This is a genomic window from Paenibacillus sp. S-38 (assembly GCF_049942825.1).
Classification (GTDB): domain Bacteria; phylum Bacillota; class Bacilli; order Paenibacillales; family NBRC-103111; genus Paenibacillus_G.
In genome coordinates this window covers 460,389-478,236 of the sequence record NZ_CP187970.1, presented here as the reverse complement: position 1 = coordinate 478,236, position 17,848 = coordinate 460,389, and the positions used below count along the sequence as shown (strand labels likewise).

The 17,848-nt window shown below is 58.7% G+C and carries 15 protein-coding genes; 2 read left to right on the top strand and 13 right to left on the bottom strand.

From position 1 onward, the window contains the following. Positions 1 to 81 precede the first annotated feature (81 nt). Positions 82 to 825, top strand: a complete 744-nt coding sequence (locus ACP26L_RS02290) for a YwmB family TATA-box binding protein (RefSeq protein WP_426450884.1) — start codon at positions 82 to 84, stop codon at positions 823 to 825. A gap of 264 nt (positions 826 to 1,089) precedes the next feature. Here ACP26L_RS02290 and ACP26L_RS02285 read toward each other — a convergent pair whose 3' ends face one another. After that, positions 1,090 to 1,794, bottom strand: coding sequence for a YidC/Oxa1 family membrane protein insertase (locus tag ACP26L_RS02285; RefSeq protein WP_426450883.1), 705 nt, complete (start codon positions 1,792 to 1,794; stop codon positions 1,090 to 1,092). A 109-nt stretch (positions 1,795 to 1,903) separates the two neighbouring features. Further along, entirely contained in the window at positions 1,904 to 2,149 is a 246-nt protein-coding gene (locus ACP26L_RS02280; RefSeq protein WP_426450882.1) for a hypothetical protein, read from the bottom strand. 540 nt (positions 2,150 to 2,689) lie between these two features. Between ACP26L_RS02280 and ACP26L_RS02275 the strand changes: the two genes are divergently transcribed. After that, positions 2,690 to 6,268 carry a carbohydrate binding domain-containing protein gene (locus ACP26L_RS02275; RefSeq protein ID WP_426450881.1) on the top strand — a complete coding sequence of 1,193 codons (3,579 nt, stop codon included), beginning with the start codon at positions 2,690 to 2,692 and terminating at the stop codon, positions 6,266 to 6,268. 282 nt (positions 6,269 to 6,550) lie between these two features. Here ACP26L_RS02275 and ACP26L_RS02270 read toward each other — a convergent pair whose 3' ends face one another. The 11 genes from ACP26L_RS02270 to ACP26L_RS02220 form a co-directional block, all read right to left on the bottom strand. After that, on the bottom strand, positions 6,551 to 9,727 hold the full coding sequence (locus ACP26L_RS02270) for an Athe_2463 domain-containing protein (protein ID WP_426450880.1): 3,177 nt from the start codon (positions 9,725 to 9,727) through the stop codon (positions 6,551 to 6,553). A 130-nt stretch (positions 9,728 to 9,857) separates the two neighbouring features. Then, complete coding sequence (locus tag ACP26L_RS02265) at positions 9,858 to 10,901, bottom strand: S-layer homology domain-containing protein (protein WP_426450878.1); 1,044 nt, start codon at positions 10,899 to 10,901, stop codon at positions 9,858 to 9,860. A gap of 34 nt (positions 10,902 to 10,935) precedes the next feature. Further along, entirely contained in the window at positions 10,936 to 11,301 is a 366-nt protein-coding gene (locus ACP26L_RS02260) for a hypothetical protein (protein WP_426450876.1), read from the bottom strand. Positions 11,302 to 11,319: 18 nt separating this feature from the next. Then, positions 11,320 to 11,928 carry a hypothetical protein gene (locus ACP26L_RS02255; protein WP_426450875.1) on the bottom strand — a complete coding sequence of 203 codons (609 nt, stop codon included), beginning with the start codon at positions 11,926 to 11,928 and terminating at the stop codon, positions 11,320 to 11,322. 4 nt (positions 11,929 to 11,932) lie between these two features. Next, positions 11,933 to 12,484, bottom strand: a complete 552-nt coding sequence (locus ACP26L_RS02250; protein WP_426450874.1) for a hypothetical protein — start codon at positions 12,482 to 12,484, stop codon at positions 11,933 to 11,935. A gap of 27 nt (positions 12,485 to 12,511) precedes the next feature. Then, positions 12,512 to 12,661: a hypothetical protein gene (locus ACP26L_RS02245; RefSeq protein WP_426450873.1), complete on the bottom strand. Its 150-nt coding sequence runs from the start codon at positions 12,659 to 12,661 to the stop codon at positions 12,512 to 12,514. A gap of 33 nt (positions 12,662 to 12,694) precedes the next feature. Beyond that, on the bottom strand, positions 12,695 to 13,591 hold the full coding sequence (locus ACP26L_RS02240) for a hypothetical protein (protein WP_426450872.1): 897 nt from the start codon (positions 13,589 to 13,591) through the stop codon (positions 12,695 to 12,697). Between the two features lie 34 nt (positions 13,592 to 13,625). Continuing rightward, positions 13,626 to 14,627 (bottom strand): hypothetical protein, encoded by a 1,002-nt coding sequence (locus ACP26L_RS02235; protein WP_426450871.1) that lies wholly within the window; start codon positions 14,625 to 14,627, stop codon positions 13,626 to 13,628. Continuing rightward, positions 14,624 to 16,060: an ATPase, T2SS/T4P/T4SS family gene (locus tag ACP26L_RS02230; RefSeq protein ID WP_426450870.1), complete on the bottom strand. Its 1,437-nt coding sequence runs from the start codon at positions 16,058 to 16,060 to the stop codon at positions 14,624 to 14,626. The genes ACP26L_RS02235 and ACP26L_RS02230 overlap by 4 nt, the downstream gene beginning before the upstream one ends. Next, positions 16,060 to 16,893, bottom strand: coding sequence for a tyrosine-protein kinase family protein (locus ACP26L_RS02225; RefSeq protein ID WP_426450868.1), 834 nt, complete (start codon positions 16,891 to 16,893; stop codon positions 16,060 to 16,062). The genes ACP26L_RS02230 and ACP26L_RS02225 overlap by 1 nt, the downstream gene beginning before the upstream one ends. 15 nt (positions 16,894 to 16,908) lie before the next feature. Beyond that, positions 16,909 to 17,787: a hypothetical protein gene (locus tag ACP26L_RS02220; protein WP_426450866.1), complete on the bottom strand. Its 879-nt coding sequence runs from the start codon at positions 17,785 to 17,787 to the stop codon at positions 16,909 to 16,911. Positions 17,788 to 17,848 lie beyond the last annotated feature (61 nt).

Here is a 17,848-nt window from a genome sequence, read left to right as displayed (position 1 = left end):
GGCTCCAGGTATAATCTCCTCTCTCTCTGACTATGCTTTGTAGTAGTTATCAGATTGATAGATTCAAGGGGGCTTATGCCAATGAAACGTACCGCGTCCTTCTTCCTCCTTCTTACCGTTACCGCGCTCTGTGTCTGGGGAGCCCTGGCGTCCGGCGCCGGTGCAAACCGCGATCTGGAACGGCTGCTGCCCCTCTCTCTTGATGTGATCGACGGCCCTGTGCGCGTCGTCGTCAAACATATCAGCCCCTACAAGCCCCATGCCGGCGAGGAAGCGTTCCTCGAGACCGGGCGCCGGCTCAGCGAGCGGCTCGGCCTACCGCAGGCGGAGCTGCGCAGCGGCGGGGATCATGTGCTCTACAAGGCCTCCGGCCCGGACTCCAGCGGTATCCGCCGTACCCTGCTCTGGGTGATGTTCCCCGACGGATCGACCGAGCTGATCGTCTCCGCCGAGACCCCTGAGACCGGGATGGCCAGCGCAGACGTCCCGTCCCGGATGGAGGAGGCCCAGACGAAACTGACCCGCGTGCTCGAAGGCATGGGCGTCACGCCGAACTGGAACGTGATCGTCCAGGGCAAGCTGAAGGCGGACTACGCCTCCGCGGACAAGCTGAACGGCTGGCTGCAGGCAGAGCTTCGGGCCGAGGCGGTCGAGAGCTACGACGACGGCCGCAGCGCGAGCGTCTCCTACGCCTCGCCGCTCATCGAGGCGTCGGTTCAGAGCGGTGGCCGGATGCTGAACCTGCAGGCCGCCGTGCACCGCAGCTCGGAGACCGGCGAATCCCGGCTGACGCTGGGGACGCCGGTGATCACGACGGAGTATTGATGCTACTGGCGAGATAGGAATTCTTATAATCAAAAAAATCCCGCTTCTCGGACGCATCCGGGAAGCGGGATTTGGGTATGCCGTCAAGTTAGATCACGATCCTAAAGCAGATAGATGAAACGATCCGGTCAGGATGGTTGTTGAAATCTCCGTAAGGCAGGGGGCAGCCCGGCGCTGCTGAAGGAGCACAGCTCCTCCGGCCGGCAGCCGGGCAGATCCAGGCCGCCTCAGCGGCGGCACTCCCGCCGACAGGCGCGTCTGCGTCTAGCCTGCCGAGCCGCCCACGGCTACCTCCGGCAGCCCCCGGCGCAGCAGACGGCGGCCCGGCGCCGTGCGGTAGAACAGCCGCTCGAGCAGCGCGAACGCGCTCCCGGCGGTCCAGTACATGGCCACGGCGGCGGGCGCCGTCCACGTGACGGCCAGCGGTACGAGCAGCAGGAGGCCGCCCAGCACGAAGCGGCTGCCGATGCCGGGGAGCGCGCTGCCAAGGCTTGGCACATCCGCCAAGGGGATCAGGCCCGCCGCGGCGGAGAGAAGCCCGGCCGCCAGCGGCAGCAGGTGCAGCGGATCGGCCGTGCCCAGACTGGCCATCCAGGGGAGCAGCACCGTCGTCATCGTGCTGCCGTGGGTCAGGAACAGGCCGTACATGGCCATGAGCAGCGGCGCCTGCAGCAGCGCCGCGGCGAACGGGGCCAGCGGCCGGATGCCGTACTTGCGGTTGACGTCCGCGGTGTGCCGGACGTACTGGGCCAGGTCCGACCCGTGCGCCTCCCGCAGCTTGGCGAGCTCCGGCTGGGCGGCGGCCGTGCGGACCTGCTGCCGGGCTGCATTCAGATTGAAGCGGACGAGCAGCAACCGGACGCCGAAGGTCAGCAGGAGCAGGGCCGCTCCCCAGTCCCGGGTCTCTTCATAGAGCAGGGTGAGCATATGAGCCAAGAAGTCGGTCAGGGGCTGGACGAAAGTATACATCGGTTTTCTTTTCCTCCTTTGGATCGTGCGCGCTGCGGCTTTCATTGCAAGCCTGCGCATGGATGCTTTACCATGACCCGGTCAGGTCAGCGTTCCGTTCCAAAGAAGGTCAGTCCTCCTCATCCCGTTCATCCTCCCCCGCTCTCGGCGGACGCAGAAGACGAACGGCCGGCCGTCGGGTTCCAAGAGGCCGCAGATCGTCTTGGGGCTCCTGCGGCAGAGACACCGCGTCTCCACGCTGCCCTGCTCCCGCCGGAAGGAATGTGCCTTGGGCCAGAAGCCAAGGTCCCCATACCCATGACGTGATCCCAAGCAGAAGCAGCAGGGCGGGCCAATCCGGTGACCATTCCGCCATTCGTCTTCTCACCTCCTCAAGCCTTAAGCGTGATATAGGGGGATACGGTACAACCGCCGGGGCGTTTCAATCGGCCGCTCATTTTCGTAGTGCAGGTTTTGCTGCCTGATAGATCAATATATTCCACTTTTGAGAGCAATATTGTCAGGTACCCGTCCTGCAGGCTGCACCATATAATGGGATTGTAATCGTTTCCCGGCCGGATGCCCACTGTCACTTACCTTGGTGCTGACGGGTCAGATCCTTTACAGCATTCCGGAAACCGGTTTCAAGTCCGTAAGACGCCTGGTCAGAGCACAGAATCAACCGAAACGCCGGACTCTAAATGAAAGCGTTTGCTAATAAGGGGCTGAGATGGAATCCTTCCTCTCTTCCCGCCGAAAGGAGGCTTCCGTCCGACCCGCCTGATCCCTCACCCCTGATTCTACGGCTTCCGCGGCCGGGGTTCTCCTCTAGTTACCGGAGGCAGAGCCTTGTCCGCCAGCCGCCATAACAATCACGGTTTCCTATTCCATTCTAAAGAAAGCTGGTGTCCTTCTGATGAAATCCCGTTCAAGATGGCTCCGCCGGTTCAGCGCCGCCGCGTTGGCCCTGGCCCTCGCTCTGCCATCTGCCTCCGCTTCGGCGGAAATCGCCGCATCCCATGTGTATCACAACCACATGCCGAACTTTTGGCCCTACTATGACGTCTCCAAATACGATTCCACACCGGTAGGCGGTCCGGTCCGCTATATGTATGACGGACAAGTGATCGACCTCAAGAAGAACCCGCCGGCCAACTACACCTATTACCTGCCGAGCGGCGCTCCGATGCCCCATGACGATCTCGTCTCCTACTACACGCACCATGCCAAGACCGGCGCCTACCTGGAATGGCCTTGGGATGTGGCCGGCACCTTGAAGGCCACCCACCCCTCCGCCCAGATGCAGGTGACGATGTCCGCCGCGGTCATCAACAACGTGAACAGCTTCATGTACACGAACAACGTATCCGGCTACAGCAACACGAACTGGGGAGCTCCGTGGAAAAACGCCTACAACACCTTGAAAACGCCGGGAGGCAACCGGACGCTGGATATGGTGCATTTTACAGGCCATCATACGATGGGTCCTCTCGTCGGCAACGACTATATGCTGAAGGACCTCATCTATCACAACGCGACGCTGGCTCAGCCTTACTTCCTCGGAAGCGACTTCAAGTCGTCCAAGGGCTTCTTCCCGACGGAGCTCGGGTTCTCGGAGCGCATCATTCCCGTGCTGGAGAAGCTCGGCATCCAGTGGTCGGTCATCGGCAACAACCACTTCTCCCGTACGCTGAGAGACTACCCGCTGCTGAACGACCCGGGCAAGGATACGATGGTCTCCCCGCCGAACCGGGCGGACCTGCAGAATGTCAGCAATGTCGGCTCCTGGGTGTCGCAGCAGATGTTCAACGAGCAGCAGGTGACGCATAACAAGTTTCCTTTTGCCTCCACGCCCCATTGGGTCAAATATGTGAATCCGACGACGGGCAAAGAGTCCAAGATCGTCGGGGTCCCGGTAGCCCAAGCCGAGTCCTGGGAGGAAGGGTATCAGGGCCAGGTGACGGCGAAGGCACTGAAGCCGTTCGAAGGGCTGGTGCCGCAGAAGCAGTTCTTCGTCATCGCGCATGATGGGGACAACTCCTCCGGCCGCGCAGGCGACAAAGGCACCTACCTCAATGCGGGAGCGGTGACGTATTCCGACTCCGGGGTCAAGGGCATGGGCATCGACGAATACCTTGCGTCGAACAAGCCGGCGTCGACGGATGTCGTGCACGTGCAGGACGGCTCCTGGATCGATACGCGCGATTCGTCTTCCGACCCTCAGTGGCATCACTGGAAGCTGCCGTTCGGCATCTGGAAGGGCCAGTTCGCCGACTTCAACCGCGTGATGGGCACGAACTACACGCCGAAGAAGAACCTGGCGGGCGTCGAAGAAGGCATGACGGTCTCCTTCGAGCACGGCTACCACTACCTTGAGCGCAACTTCGCGCTGCTTCAGGCGGCCGAGAACTACGCGAAGACGGCGGAGCAGATCTGGCTCGACGAGCATCCGAACCACTGGCAGCCGGCCACCGCACTCGACAAGGAAGTCACCTATGCGGGCAACCAGCTCAACCCGTGGATGATGTCCTATCCGGTGAAGGGCGACGCATCCAAGGATTATGCAGGCGGCGCCAACCCGGCGGAGCTGTCATGGTACTTCCTCATGCCGGCCATCGACTCGGGCTTCGGCTACTATGACGAGAACCAGGACGACTCCGTGAAGCCGACCCTTTCGTTCAACCAGTCGCTCTACTTCTCGAAGCCTTACGTCACGCCCAAAGCCGACAAGGACCGCACCGGACCGTCCGTCTGGTGGCCGCAGCGCTGGCCTTATAATCCGGGCAGCGCCAACGTGGACAAGTCCGAGGGCTGGACGCTGCACCATTTTGACAATACCTTCGGTATCTATACCTATGCGTATGACCTGAACAGCGTGGCGGACATTAAGGTCAAGATCCGGAAGCACACGAGCAAGCAGGCGGATGCGGCGGACAATACCTTCCGCGTCTACGACCCGGCGGCGCTGAAGGCGCAGGGCGTCGCGGGCATCGATCCGGCCAAGGTCGGCGAGTGGAAGGAATATCCGATGCAGCGCCGCGACCTGAAGCCGGACATGAACGGCGTCGACTGGCAGGCCGGCTCCAAGGCCGTACTGCAGAAGGTGCCGGCGCAGGCGATCGGCGACCTCTACTACTCTTACATCAAGGATCTGCGTGACGAGCTTGTCGACTATTACATCGAAGCGAAGGACAGCAAGGGCAACATTACCCGCAGCGACATTCAGCAGGTGTATGTCGGTGCAGGCACGTACAAGAACGAGGGCGGCAAAATCATCGAAGACCTCAATGGCGATATCAAAGGCACGTATCCGTTCCTGACGGACAAGCCTCCGGTACTCGACACGACACCTCCAAGCGTACCGTCGGGCATCAAAGCCGCTGCCGCTTCCAAGACGTCCATCGAGCTGACGTGGACGGCTTCCACGGATGATGTTGGCGTTACGGGCTATGAGATTTACCGGAACGGCACCAAGGTAGGAACCTCTGCGACGAACCGTTACGTGGACAGCGGCCTGGCCGCCCTGACCGCGTACACGTACACCGTGAAAGCTTTCGACGCCAAAGGCAACACGTCCGGCGCCAGCGCCGCGGCCACCCTGTCGACCACCGACCAGGGCAATGCGGCCACGGTCTACTACAAACCTGGCTACACGACGCCATACATGCACTACCGTCCGGCGGGCGGCACATGGACGACATCTCCGGGTACCGCTATGCCGGCCTCCGAGATTGCCGGCTATCACAAGCTGACCGTGGACCTCGGCGCCGCCACCTCCCTCGAAGCCGTGTTCAACAACGGCAGCGGCACTTGGGATAACAACGGCGGGAAGAATTACATCTTCCCGGCAGGCACGTCCACCTACAGCGGCGGCGTCATCACCTCCGGCCCGCCCGCGGCGGACAGCCAAGCGCCAAGCGTCCCCGCCGGCCTGCAGGCTTCGGCCAAGACGGACACGAGCGTCACGCTCGGCTGGACCGCTTCGACGGACAACGTGAAGGTGACCGGGTATGACGTGTACCGCGGCGGCGTCAAGGTCGGCACCACCGCCGGTACGACGTACACCGACAGCGGCCTGACGGCTGCAACGGCTTACAGCTACACGGTCAAAGCCTTCGATGCCGCAGGCAACACCTCCGCCGCATCAGCCGCGCTGTCCGTGACCACGAACCCGGCTGCGGGGGCCAGCACGCTGACCTTCAAGGTCACGGTGCCGGCGAATACGCCTGCGGGCGACAGCCTCTACGTCGCCGGCTCGTTCAACAGCTGGAACCCGGCCGATCCGGCCTCCAAGCTGGTGAAGCAGAGCGACGGCACGTATACCGTGACGCTGCCGATTGCCGAAGGCACGGCGGTGCAGTACAAGCTCACCCGCGGCTCCTGGGAGACCGTGGAGGTCAGCTCCACCGGCGCCGACATCGGGAACCGGGCCTACACCAAGGGGGCAGGCGCCCAGACCGTCTCGCTCACTGTTGTCCGGTGGAAGGGACTGTAGGCAGGAGCAGGAACGCAGGCATTGCAGGATTAGGCTGCCAGGATGCTGCACTGGCCAAAAGGGAGGACCCGGCATCACGGTCTGGCCCAGCTTCATAGACAGATGCCTCATCCCAGCCGGGTGTGTACTTCAGGCCGTACTAATGTATGACCTGGGCCGGCACTAACCCTCCGAGCTTTAGACTGCTGCAAGCACAAAAAGGACCGCAACCCTCAGCCCCGGGGTGCGGTCCTTCTGCTGTTCTTTTGTTCTCAAGCTGCCGTTTGTGATACGCTCAGCTGTTTAATCGGTCCACTGCCAACCCGATCCTGAATCGACGTTCCCCGGCTGGGCCGGTGCAGTAGGGGATGTATCGACCCACATGTCCTGGAACACGGACCCGAGGACAACGAGCGGCTCCAGCCGGCTGTACAAGCTGAGCTTGCGCCCGGCGAACGACGGGTCAAGCTTGGACAGATCCGCGCTGCCTTCCACCCGCATCGTGTAGAAGCCGTCCTTCGTATTCGGATGGATCATGAAGCCGCGGTAGCCTCGGCCGGTCCATTCGTACGACTTCGTGTTGAGGTTGCTCCCGCCGAAGGCGCCTTTGGCCGGCTCCAGCCAGACCGGTAAGGCGAAGGCGAACTCCGTGCGCTGCACCTGCAGCCGGTTCCTGCTGTCTTCGATAATCGTCTGGCTCGTGGTGACCGGCTTCGAAGCTTCGATCAGCGACTGCACCGTGCCGGCCTGCAGCACGAGCTTCTGGTTCTTCTCACTCAGATTGTTCGTGAGATCGCCGTACTTGCCCGGCCCTGTTACGGAGGTGATCAGCTCCTCATCCTTGGCTCCCGAGAGCTGAAGTCCCGAGCCGCCCTCGACCACACTGCTGACGAGCTCCGCCATGCGGCGGATGTTGTCCGCCTCACTCGGTCCTTCGAGCACAGCCCTCACTTCCAGGCTGCTCTCCGTGAAGAGGCCCTGACCGGACCGGATCACCCTCGGGAACGCCTTGAACTGCGCCGACGTGTTCTTCTCTTCCTGGATCAGCTTCGGGTTATAGAAGTCTCTAGGATCGAACTTGCTGTAGACCTTCGCTTCATTGGCCGGTACCAGGTCGCTGACATTCTTCACAGATCCGTCCGCATCGAAGGTATTAAAATCACCTGTGTCCGCAGCATGCAGCGCCCCGGCCGTGTCCTTCGACATGCCGACCTTATACTGCGAACCGGTCCGCATGGCCGGGAAATCCGTGGCCCATGCCGCAAGGAAGCCCGGCCGCTCCAGCGTCGTGCCGCTCTTATGAATGCTTTCCGGCACTGTCAGATCGAAGTGAACGGCATAATCCCGGTAAGTGTTCATGCCGGAGCGGCCGTTCGCCGTCTCGTGACTGAACTCGGTCGGCGCCCCTTTGCCCTGGAAGTAGGCGAATTCGGGCTTCGCCTTGCCGTCATGCAGAGCAACAGGCGAATAGCGGATGGTGATATAATCAAAACGGCCGAAGGTGTCGGTCACGTAAAGGGTCAGCGTATGAGGCCCCGGCGACAGCGCCGGACGGTCCTTCCCGATGCCCTCCATGTATTTCAGCAGCCTGTGTTTTTCCGTTCCCTGGGCCTTCTGGTAGGCTTCCGACTGGCGGAACAGGTCCAATTGTTCGCTGTAAGCGAACAATTGCTGCAGCTTCTCTTGGGAGATCACGAGCTCATCCGAGGATCCGCCCTTCAGCTTGGCTTCAGTGCCCTTCGTGATCACCGCCCCATCCGACGAGGTGAGCTCGTGGATGAACGGCTGCTTCTCCGAAGCAAAGGCCGGCAGCACCATCTTGCGCCAGTAGCCGCCCTGCGGGTTGGCCGGGTTGTCCAAGGTTCGCAGCCCTTCCGGCAGCTTCGCTTTGTTCGCCTCGTAGTCGAGGATGAGATCCGCCTTCAGCCCGCCCGCAGGAAATCCGAACGCGGAAGCAGAGATGCGCAGATTGCCCTGCGGGTCCACCGCGAACTTGCTGATCTGCGGCGCGCGGGACTGCTCCACTTCGAACTCCGCCAGATTCTGCGAATAGTAGGAGCCCATGGACTGCAGTCTGAACGTCTCGGTCACGTAATAGATCGTCTCGCACTCCGTCTCCGTTACGCAGGCTCCTTGTTCCGTGCGAGTGACTTCAGACTTGTGCTCCGTCTTGAAGGCCGGGGCCGTCAGCTTGCTCGTCAGCTTGGCCCCCGAGAGCGAAGCCAGCGACGAGATTTTCAGATACGTCCGGCTTCCGTCATTCACGAAGAAGCTGCGGGGACCGATGTCATTGCCCTTGCTGTCTTTCCAGACCGGCTCCGATTGCAGGTCGGATAAGCTGCTAACGGTCTTGCCGCCGGTCGACAGCTCCTGAATGAACGCCGGGTTGCCGCCATAAGAACGGACGTCCTCCTGGGACCTGAGTTTATTCAGATCGCTGACCGGATAGAAGCCCTCGTACGGGCCGTCCGGTACATCCACAGGAGCGGACAAGGTAATATAGTCTACGTTATCTTCCTCGTAGGCTTCTTGGAACTTCTCGTCCCGCTGCCCGCTGCTGTTCACCGCATAAGCTTCGACGGTAATTTTCTCCCCGCCGCCCGGCCGCTTCCAGTCGATGCTGACCTTTTCCATTGGGTGCTCGCGGGAAAGCTCGATCTCTTTGGAATTGATGATATCGCCGTTCAGCCTGCGGAACCACACCTTGATGCGCACCGGCTCCGAATTGTAAGCGCTGAGTTCCACCTCCGTATGAAGCTTGAGCGGTGAACCCTCAGGCCCCTTGTTATTCGGTGTTAGCGATGAGCCTCTTAGCGAAATGTTATACCGGCTCTTCAGCGGTGGAATCAGGAAGTCGTCGTACCAGACCGTACCATCCCGGTTGTGGAACAGGACGATCTGTCCGTACGAATACTCCGTTGGACGGGACAGAATCACCGCATGCTTGTACAGCTTGTCTACATCCCACCGGAGATCCTCAAGCAGGTTGCTGTTGTTGTTATACTTGTTCACCGTACTCTTCAGCCACTCTTTAGGTGACATTTCGAGATGAGAGTCTTGGTTAGCGGAGTCGGCATGATCCCCAGTCTCATAATTCATCCATTTTGTTTTCTCCGCCCGGGGAATATTCTTGGTCCAAGGTTCCTCGATCCATTTTCTCTCCAGTAACGGAGTTACTTCCTTGGAGTCCCGCGGAAAGTCGTAGTTGGGGAATACGGTCAGGTCTTCCGTATAGCCCGAATATCGATGCTTGTTCCCCGCCTTGGGAGCGTCACCCGGATCATCGAAAGGCATGCCGTACACGATGACCTTTTTGATGGCCGCCAGCGGGTAGTTGATCTTCATCTCTCCCGCTACCCCGTCTCTGGACAACAGAAAACCGAGGGATTGAAAATACTCATCAATCTCCCGCTTCAGCTGTCTGTTATCTCTCTCGAAATCCTCGGCTGTGTAGGTTCCGTTCAAATCTTTATTCTTCATAAAGTCTTGGAATCGTTCCACCAGTGACGATCCGCTTTGTGCCTTAGCTCTATCATTTGCCGGCCATAGAGGAATCAGAAGCACGACGACCAGGAACCAGATAGTCCATTTCCTCATCCGCAATCCCCTTCTATTCGACGATGATTTCCATGCGAGTCATGAGATTTTCATCCGGTTTGAGGTACAAGGTCCACTGTCCTGCCTGCACCCGCTGTTCTTTGTGTTCCTTCAGAACCGTATGAAGGGTATCCGTGAAGTTGTCAGGCACTGGAAAACCGAGTGCTTTCACCGATGCTGCTGTCATTTCCACACTTCCTTCTCTTTCGGATTCCAGCAGGTGGAATAAGACAATCGATTTGGTCTTTGGATCATATTCGATCTGCGTTACCAATAGATTTCGGTTCTTTCCGTCAATCACCGTAACCGTACTGGTATCGAAATGACCGTCATGATTCGCGCTGCGGACACTGTAGTTCGGAAACTTGGTCATGACGTGTGTATTCAACACGTACATGATCTGATTCAATCCCACCTGGGTCGGGCTTGGCATGACAGGCAGTTCGCTGGCCGGCGAAGGCTCATAGGGCCTGGTCCGGAAGTAATTCACATTGTTGATCTTCAAGTTACGGATGAATTGGGCCGCTTCCCCACGGGTTAACGTATCCTGGCCCTTGAAGGAGGCAATGGTCATCTCGCCCTCGACTTTGCCTGTTGCGAGCTTAAATCCGATGAGATACTGAATCGCTTGATCCCCGCTGTAGTTCTTACCGACGGTCCCGACTACAAATTCCGCTACCCGTTCCCGGGTAATCGGCTGATCCCGCTGGGCAAGCTCCTGATATCCCTTCAGAGGATAATTCTTCGACTCTGCAAAATAGTAATAAGCATCCGCCCAATGCTTCGGAGACTGCACCTCGCTGACCTCCGTCTTGAACGAAGCCACCATCATCTTGACGAACTCCGCTTCCGTGACCTGTACGTTCGGCTTAAAGGTTCCGTCCGGATAACCGCTAATCAGCCCTTCCTGCTGCCCCCAGGTGATCGTTTCCTTAGCCCAGTGGTTCTCGATATCATTGAATCCTGCCGCCAGCACTGCTATGCTGCCTCCGCCAAAGCCGCCGAAAGCTGAGAAAAGCAGCGAAGCCGCCAATGCTGTCTTTAAACCGCGTTTCATTATGTATTCCCCCTATGTTCGCCGTGTCGTCCCCTTATGGTGCCGCCGTATCGCTGCCGAAGGTCTTGTACTCGAGATCCGGTACGCCCGGAATCTGCGGCCACTTCTTCGTCTCCACCTCGAAGCCGCCAACCGGAATCTCGCTCTTCGACGTTGTTCCATCCGGCTTCCTAATCGTGACGCTGCCTTTGGTCCAGACGGCATCCGTCTGGCTGTCCGAGATCTCCTGCTGCCGGAAGTCGCCGGTAAGCTTCTTCACGGTGCCGTAGTCCGCCGTAGCCGGTGTCGGTTCAAAGAACTCGGACACGTAGGTGATAATGGTCCGGCCATAGACCGAGGATACGACCAGCAGCGAAGCAGCGGTCAATATAGCCGCCATGCTTATTACTTTCTTCTTCATTCGAATCCCTCCATTCGTTCAGGGTGTTGGTAGGGGCGCCGGCACGGAAACCGTTCCGGAGCTCGCTCCAATTTGGAATTCCGCCAGCTCCACATGGCTGACCGGAAACCGCATCATCGAACTCTCTTCCCATACCGTATCCGCACCCGGGTGCAGGTTCAAGGAGGACATCAGGAACCGGCGGTAGCCCAGTCCCACCTCATACGTCGGGATCAGATCTGCAGAGCCTTCCGACTTCTCGACCTCCGCAGGCCATTTCAACTGCACAGTAATGCGCCCGGACAGCATCCGGAGCTTGGTGTTCTGCAGCCGGTCAGGCCGGGGCGTGATGTTATAAAAGTAATAAGTACCGTCCTCACCCGATTCCTTCACGTAGGCCGAGTCCGGATATTGGGTGGCGATATAGCGATCGAAAGCATCCCTTGTCTGCCCTTTGACCTCTTCGATTGTGCCCATCACATTCGAGCCTTCACCCGTACCCATGGCCGAGAGCATATACTTCAAGCCTTTGCTCGATTCGGCTTCCACCTCCGAGTGAAGCAGGAAATACCTCATAAGATCGGTCACGACAAGCAGGGCAAACAGGAGCAGCATCATCTTGATTACGAAGGTTCCGAATCTGACCATGGCGCTACCACTTGTAGTCCGCAATCGTGATGGCTGCCGAGCTGACGCTGAAAGGCAGATACATGACGAGGCGTTTGCCGAAGGCGATCGTCTCGACTTTGTAATTGGTCCGGATCTCTACGCGAATCGGCACGTCACGGTCCAGCACATCCACAGGCGCGATCCCACCCGACTCGGCTGCCGCAACCCGGGCTGCTTTCTCTCCCTTCGAGAGCGGCAGCAGCTCACGCTCCGCCTGGCCCTCGCCCGGACTGTACTCAGCCCTGATGCTCACCTCATCCGGTGATCCTATGCCCGGAAGCAGATACCCGGCATCGGCCTCCCCCGGCACCAGCGTGGCACTCGAGAGGAAGCCCCGCTCCGTCCGGAATTCGGCGAGCCGCTTGTCCACGGCCTCCCGATCCAGATAACCGTCGTTCATCACTTGAAGCGAGATCTGGTTAGCAATGGATTTTACATCCATCAGGTAAGGGAAAAAGGTCAGGAAAGAGAATAAGCAGAGAATCCCGAGAATCAGCATGGAGAAACGGACGATCAGCCAGAAAAAATGGTGCATGCTCCCTCTCCCACTTTCAAAAGTTGGTTACGCCGTTCCATTCCCCATCCAACCCTGGAACAGATTCCATACATACGTCCAAACCTCGCCAATCCAGCCTTCCATATTTTTGTTCAGTACCGTAATGATAACCCCAATAATAAAGATGGCCGCAGCCATTTGAGCGAACTTCACCATAAATTAATCCTCCCGAATTGGTTATGACAGCCGTTACTGCAGCTGCCTGAAGAATTGCACGAGTCCCGAGCCCTGCATCTGGGCCAGGAAATAAATGATGAGAAGCAGGAAGAACGGCACATACATGAGGCCGAGCACGCCGTTGATCCGGCTCTCCAGCTTGAGCAGGTCCTTGTCGACCTGCACCTCCCGCATCTTGTCGAGCTCCAGCTTGAAGTTTTCCATGACCGGGGTATTGTCTTCCCCCCGGAGCCGGCTCTCGATAATCTCCGCGTAGCGGATGATATAAGGGAGCGGCAGCCGGTTCTTCCACCGCTGGATGGCCTCGAACTCACCCACTGACTCGATGTCCTCGAGGAACACCTTCAGCTCCCGCTGGAATGCCGGGTGACATACCCGCATGTGAGATTCCACCACGCGGGACAGCGAGGTGTTGATGTTCTTTTTGTAGGAGTAATAATTGCGCCGGTAGAAGGACGGGAACTTCTTGTAGACGATCTCGTTCATCTGCCGGATCTCCCGGTTGATCGTCTCCACCGGATAGATCCATCCGGCTACAGCAATCGCAAGCCCAAGAAGTCCAAGGACCGGTGCAAAGGCCCAATAAGAGAACAGCCCCACGAGCAGCGATACGCCGGCCAGCACGATCTGCTCCTTGCGCACATCCCGGGCGCTCTTCGCGAGACCCAGCCGCCGCAGCTTGGCGTTCAGCTCCTGTTCGGCCGTCTCCGACAGGAACACTTCCTTGAGATCGACCTTCAGCAGCTGGAATACGCTGTCCGGGTCCCAGTCCTTCTTCTTCTCCTGCTTCACCCGGAAACGGACGGCCTTCTTCTTGGCCACCGGCCGGAAGATCGCCTTCCCGAGCGCATAACCGAGCCAGCCCAGGGCCAGCGAGCCGATCACCGCAAAAAATAATATCGATGCCACAGGGCATCCCCTTTCTTATCCTTACACTTCTGCCTTACGCTTCTTCCGTGAATTCGTCGTCATTCACCCGGGCCGTAATCTGAACGATCTGATTGCCCGCATAGATGATCAGGCAGAAGCAGACGACGACCGAGTTGATGATATGTGCGATGCCCGAGCCCTGCATGAACTCGGCGGATATGCCGACGTAGTTGGCATACAGCGCCAGCAGGATGATGATGAGAATCCGCGCCAGCATGTCCTGGTTCTTGCGTTCGAACAGCGCTTCGGACCGGACTTCGAACATCCGGATGAGCTTGTTCATCTCGACGACGTCCATGAAGGCCTCGGCATCGCCTTCCCGGGCGTTGTACTCGTAATTCTTGGCTTTCCTCGCAAACTCGTGGAACCGGGGGCCGAGCTTCTCCGCCAGCTCATCCATCGCGCGTTCAACCGCAATCGTGCTGAACTTCCGCTGGTTGATGTACGTCTGGATATGTCCCCGGATCCGGGGATCGGCAGCGGCGATATTTCGCTCGAAGGTCGCCGTGACCCCGCGCCCGATCAGCGGGCAGATGATATCCAGGAAGTCCATCACCGCGGTGTCCCGGGCCTTGATCTTGGACTTCGAGGAGGTGACGATGGCAGCGAAGACAGCGGCTACGGCCGGCGTGGCGATCAGTACGGCCATCAGCAGGTTCTCGATCGTCCAGTAGAGCACGCTGACGAGAACGAACCACAGCACGATGAAGAAGACCGTGAAGTTTTCCACGGTAATCTTGATCTCGTAGGCCTCGATGACGCTGCCGAGAATCCGCTGGTACAGCTTCACGACCTTCCGCTGCTTGAGGCCGATCCGTTCTTTCTGCACCCGCTTCCGGTTATTCTCCACCCCCCAAGCCAGCAGCTTGGTGAAGGTCCGGGAGCCCATCTCCTTCGACTTGTTCTGCAGATCGATCTTCCAGTACTTCACCGTGAACAGGAACAGGGAGAGGAGCGCCAGAAGGACGGGGAAAATATCCCTGCTGAACAGGAACAGTTTCAGCTCGCGAATCACAGCAGGACAGCCTCCTTCTGCGTACCCTCGTAGTACGTCGCCTCCACCTCCCGGCCTCCTGCCGGAGACTGGGTCCACTTCGCATACCGGTTGAACGGGATATGCGCATCCTTGAATTTCGTAATAAGCTTGTCGCTGATCGCATTGCGCCGGACGAAGGAGCTCTTCACGACGCCGTCATCGTCGACATGCTCGATCTCGTATTCGTAGATGACGTTGATCAACGGCTTCATGCCTTCGGAGCCGACCACTTCGGCAATCGAAGTGACCCGTCGTTTGCCTGTCTTCGGGAAGAGCTTCACGCAGACGATCAAGTCGATCGTATCGCAGAGATTGCTCATGACGAGCTCCGGCGGTTCGTTCGGCGATACCATCAGGTAGGTCGTCAGGTACCGCTGCAGCGCCTTGTCCGCCGCATCCGCGTGGAAGGTGGCGAACGTCTGGTGCCCGGTCTGGGCGGCGACCAGCATCGTCTTGAACTCCTCCGGCGTACGAATCTCCCCCGCCCCGAGATATTTCGGCGTCTGACGAAGCGCATTGGTCAGCAGGTTGTTCATCGTCGGCCAGTTCGGGTTCTTCTCGTTCTCCGGATCGGGGTTCTTCGCGACGAGCTGCAGGAAGTCGTTGACCGTCTGCCCCGTCCGTTCGTCCTTCTGTTCGAAACGGATCTCCGTCGGATTCTCGACGATGATCGTCCGGTCCGACGGGTTCATTTTCTTCAGGATCGCTTCGTTCAGTGCGGTCTTGCCGGAGCCCGTAGGTCCGACCGTCCACCAGTTCACGTAGATCTGCGGCATGAACTGCAGGAAGTTAAGCATGTCCTGCGTCATGACGCCATTCTCCAGGAAATCCTCGTCGCGGAACGTATTCTCCCGGAATTTCCGGATGACCACGCCGTACTCCCCGAGATGCGAGATCTCGCCGTGGATGGCGTTGATCCGCCAGCCTTCCTCGAGCGTCCGTGCGTTCTTGAACGGTTCGTTCTCCGTAATCCGCACTTCGCCGAGCAGACGCTCGATGACCCTCCGGGCATCCTCCGGGCTCGAGAAGGACTTCTCATAGCGCTTCGTCATCCCGCCCGCCTCGTAGAAAATCCGGTCATAGCCGTTGATGCGGATTTCGTTGACCGACGGATTTTCCATCAGCTCCGAGATGATGCCGTAGTGGATCATCTCATCCTTGAGCGCCTTGCGCAGCTGGTCCGGGTTCTCGTAGCCTTCGACCTTCACCTCGAGGTCGTTCACGAACCGGTCGATGTTATCCCGGGTCCGCTGCTTCGCTTTGAGCGCGCTGAGGTTCATCTCCCGGTTCAGACGGTGCAGGTAGCGGCTGCACTGCTCGACGATCTTCGTGAACGAAATCTCTTCCTTCGTATAGAGGGAGGCCCGCCCGTACCTCGCCCGGCGCTGTTTCAGCTTCTCCGGTGTCAGCATCAGCTCTCACCTCCGCCGGTACCTGTCTTATGGTTGCTCAGCAGGTAATCGACCATATGGTAGAACTCCTTACCGTAGGCGCGGGACATTTTGCCCGAATTGATGATGAGCTCCCCGGCGGCCTTCAGTTCGTCCATGTCATCGATGTAAGGAACCGAGCAGACGTAGTTGCAGTTGAACTCCTTCTTGATCTTGTCGAGCTCGTACGCCCGCTTCGTCCGCTTGTTGACCACCACGTTCTTCACCATGTTGACGCAGTCGCTGTGGCTGTCGAGGAATTCGAGCATCTGCAGCGTCTTGTAGCCGCAGTCGTTCTGCTCGTCCCAGACGATGATGGACTTGTCCATCCGCTCTAGAATCTCGATGAACCACTCGCTCATCGGCAGGTACGGGATGTCCGCGATGACGAAGTCGAAGGTCTCCGAGACGTATTCCATCAGCCGGCCGAGATTGTCCTCGTTGGCCTGCAGGATTTTGTCCACGCGGTCCTTCGGGGAGGTGGAGATCAGCCACAGGTTCTCATGGCCGGGCACCCGGATATTGAGCTCCTTCTCCTCGATCTTGTTCGCAAAATACATGCTGAGCGACTGACTCTCCGGCACTTCCAGCCCGTCGAAGAAGTAGAACAGGTTCGGCTGGTGGAAGTTCGCGTCGAGCAGCAGCACCTTCTTCTCCTGCTTGGAGAGCAGGGAGGCCGTATTGGCGGCCAGCGTCGAAGTCCCCGCCCCGTTGAGCAGGGAGACGAACCCGAAGTTCGAGCAGAAGTAGCTTTCGCTTTGAATTTTCTCGACGTTGTATTCGATGATCTTCTTGGTGCGGTTTAGAAAATCCATTGTGTTCTATGCCCCCTATGGCTGAGCTGCGCCGTCCGCCTGCGGCGCCGGTGCTGGAGTTCCGCCCTGCAGCTGCGAGAGCAGCGATCCGATCTTGTTGCTGTTCTCCACATTCTCATCCCGGGTGAGGATATCCGCCTTGATCTGGATCTTCCCGTTGCCGAGGAACTTCTGCAGCGCTTCGGCTTCCTCGTTCGTGAGCACCAGACCCATAAATTTCGGCGTGAGGCTGTCCTGGAATTCCTTACGCTTCATGAGCGCCTCCTGCTGCTCCCGGGAGAGCATCTGCGCATCCTCAAGGTACCCCAGCACGGATTCCTCCTCGGCGTTGAGCAGGTCGGTAACCTTGATTTTTTTGAAAATGACGTCGACATCCGCCAGCTTGTTCAGCTGTCCCGTGGCCGGGTCCGTCCCCTGGTAGACCGCGTACAGCTTCACGTAATCGCCGGGCAGGAGCACCCGTCCCCCGCTGTACCGGGAATCGTACGGAATCGTCACGAACTCCTGGTTTTCCTTCATGTCCTTGAGGTACTTGAGCCGCTCCTTCTTCTTGTCCGTGAACCAAGTCTTCTGGAGCGGGACGCCCTTCGGTATGTATATGCCTGTGTACTTGCCTTCGATCAGACTTGCCGCCTGATCATAAGGCACCATGGTCTTGCTGTCGTAGTCCCGCTCGGCGAGGGTGCGCTTCTGAAGCATATCCTTCTTGATCAGCGTCCCGCTCCCGACGTCCTCTCTGAATTCAGCTACGGCGACATCCCGCTTGTATTTCGAGGTGTTGTTCAGAATCATGACCAGAGAGGCCAGGAACACCCCGAGCGCGAGCAAGTACACGCCGATGGATTTGAGCTTGTTGACTAGCACCCGTGTATCGCTGCTGCCCCTTTTAAACACGCTATGACGCCTTCCTTCCTTGACTCTGACTCATACGATTGACTCTCTAGTGATGTAACAT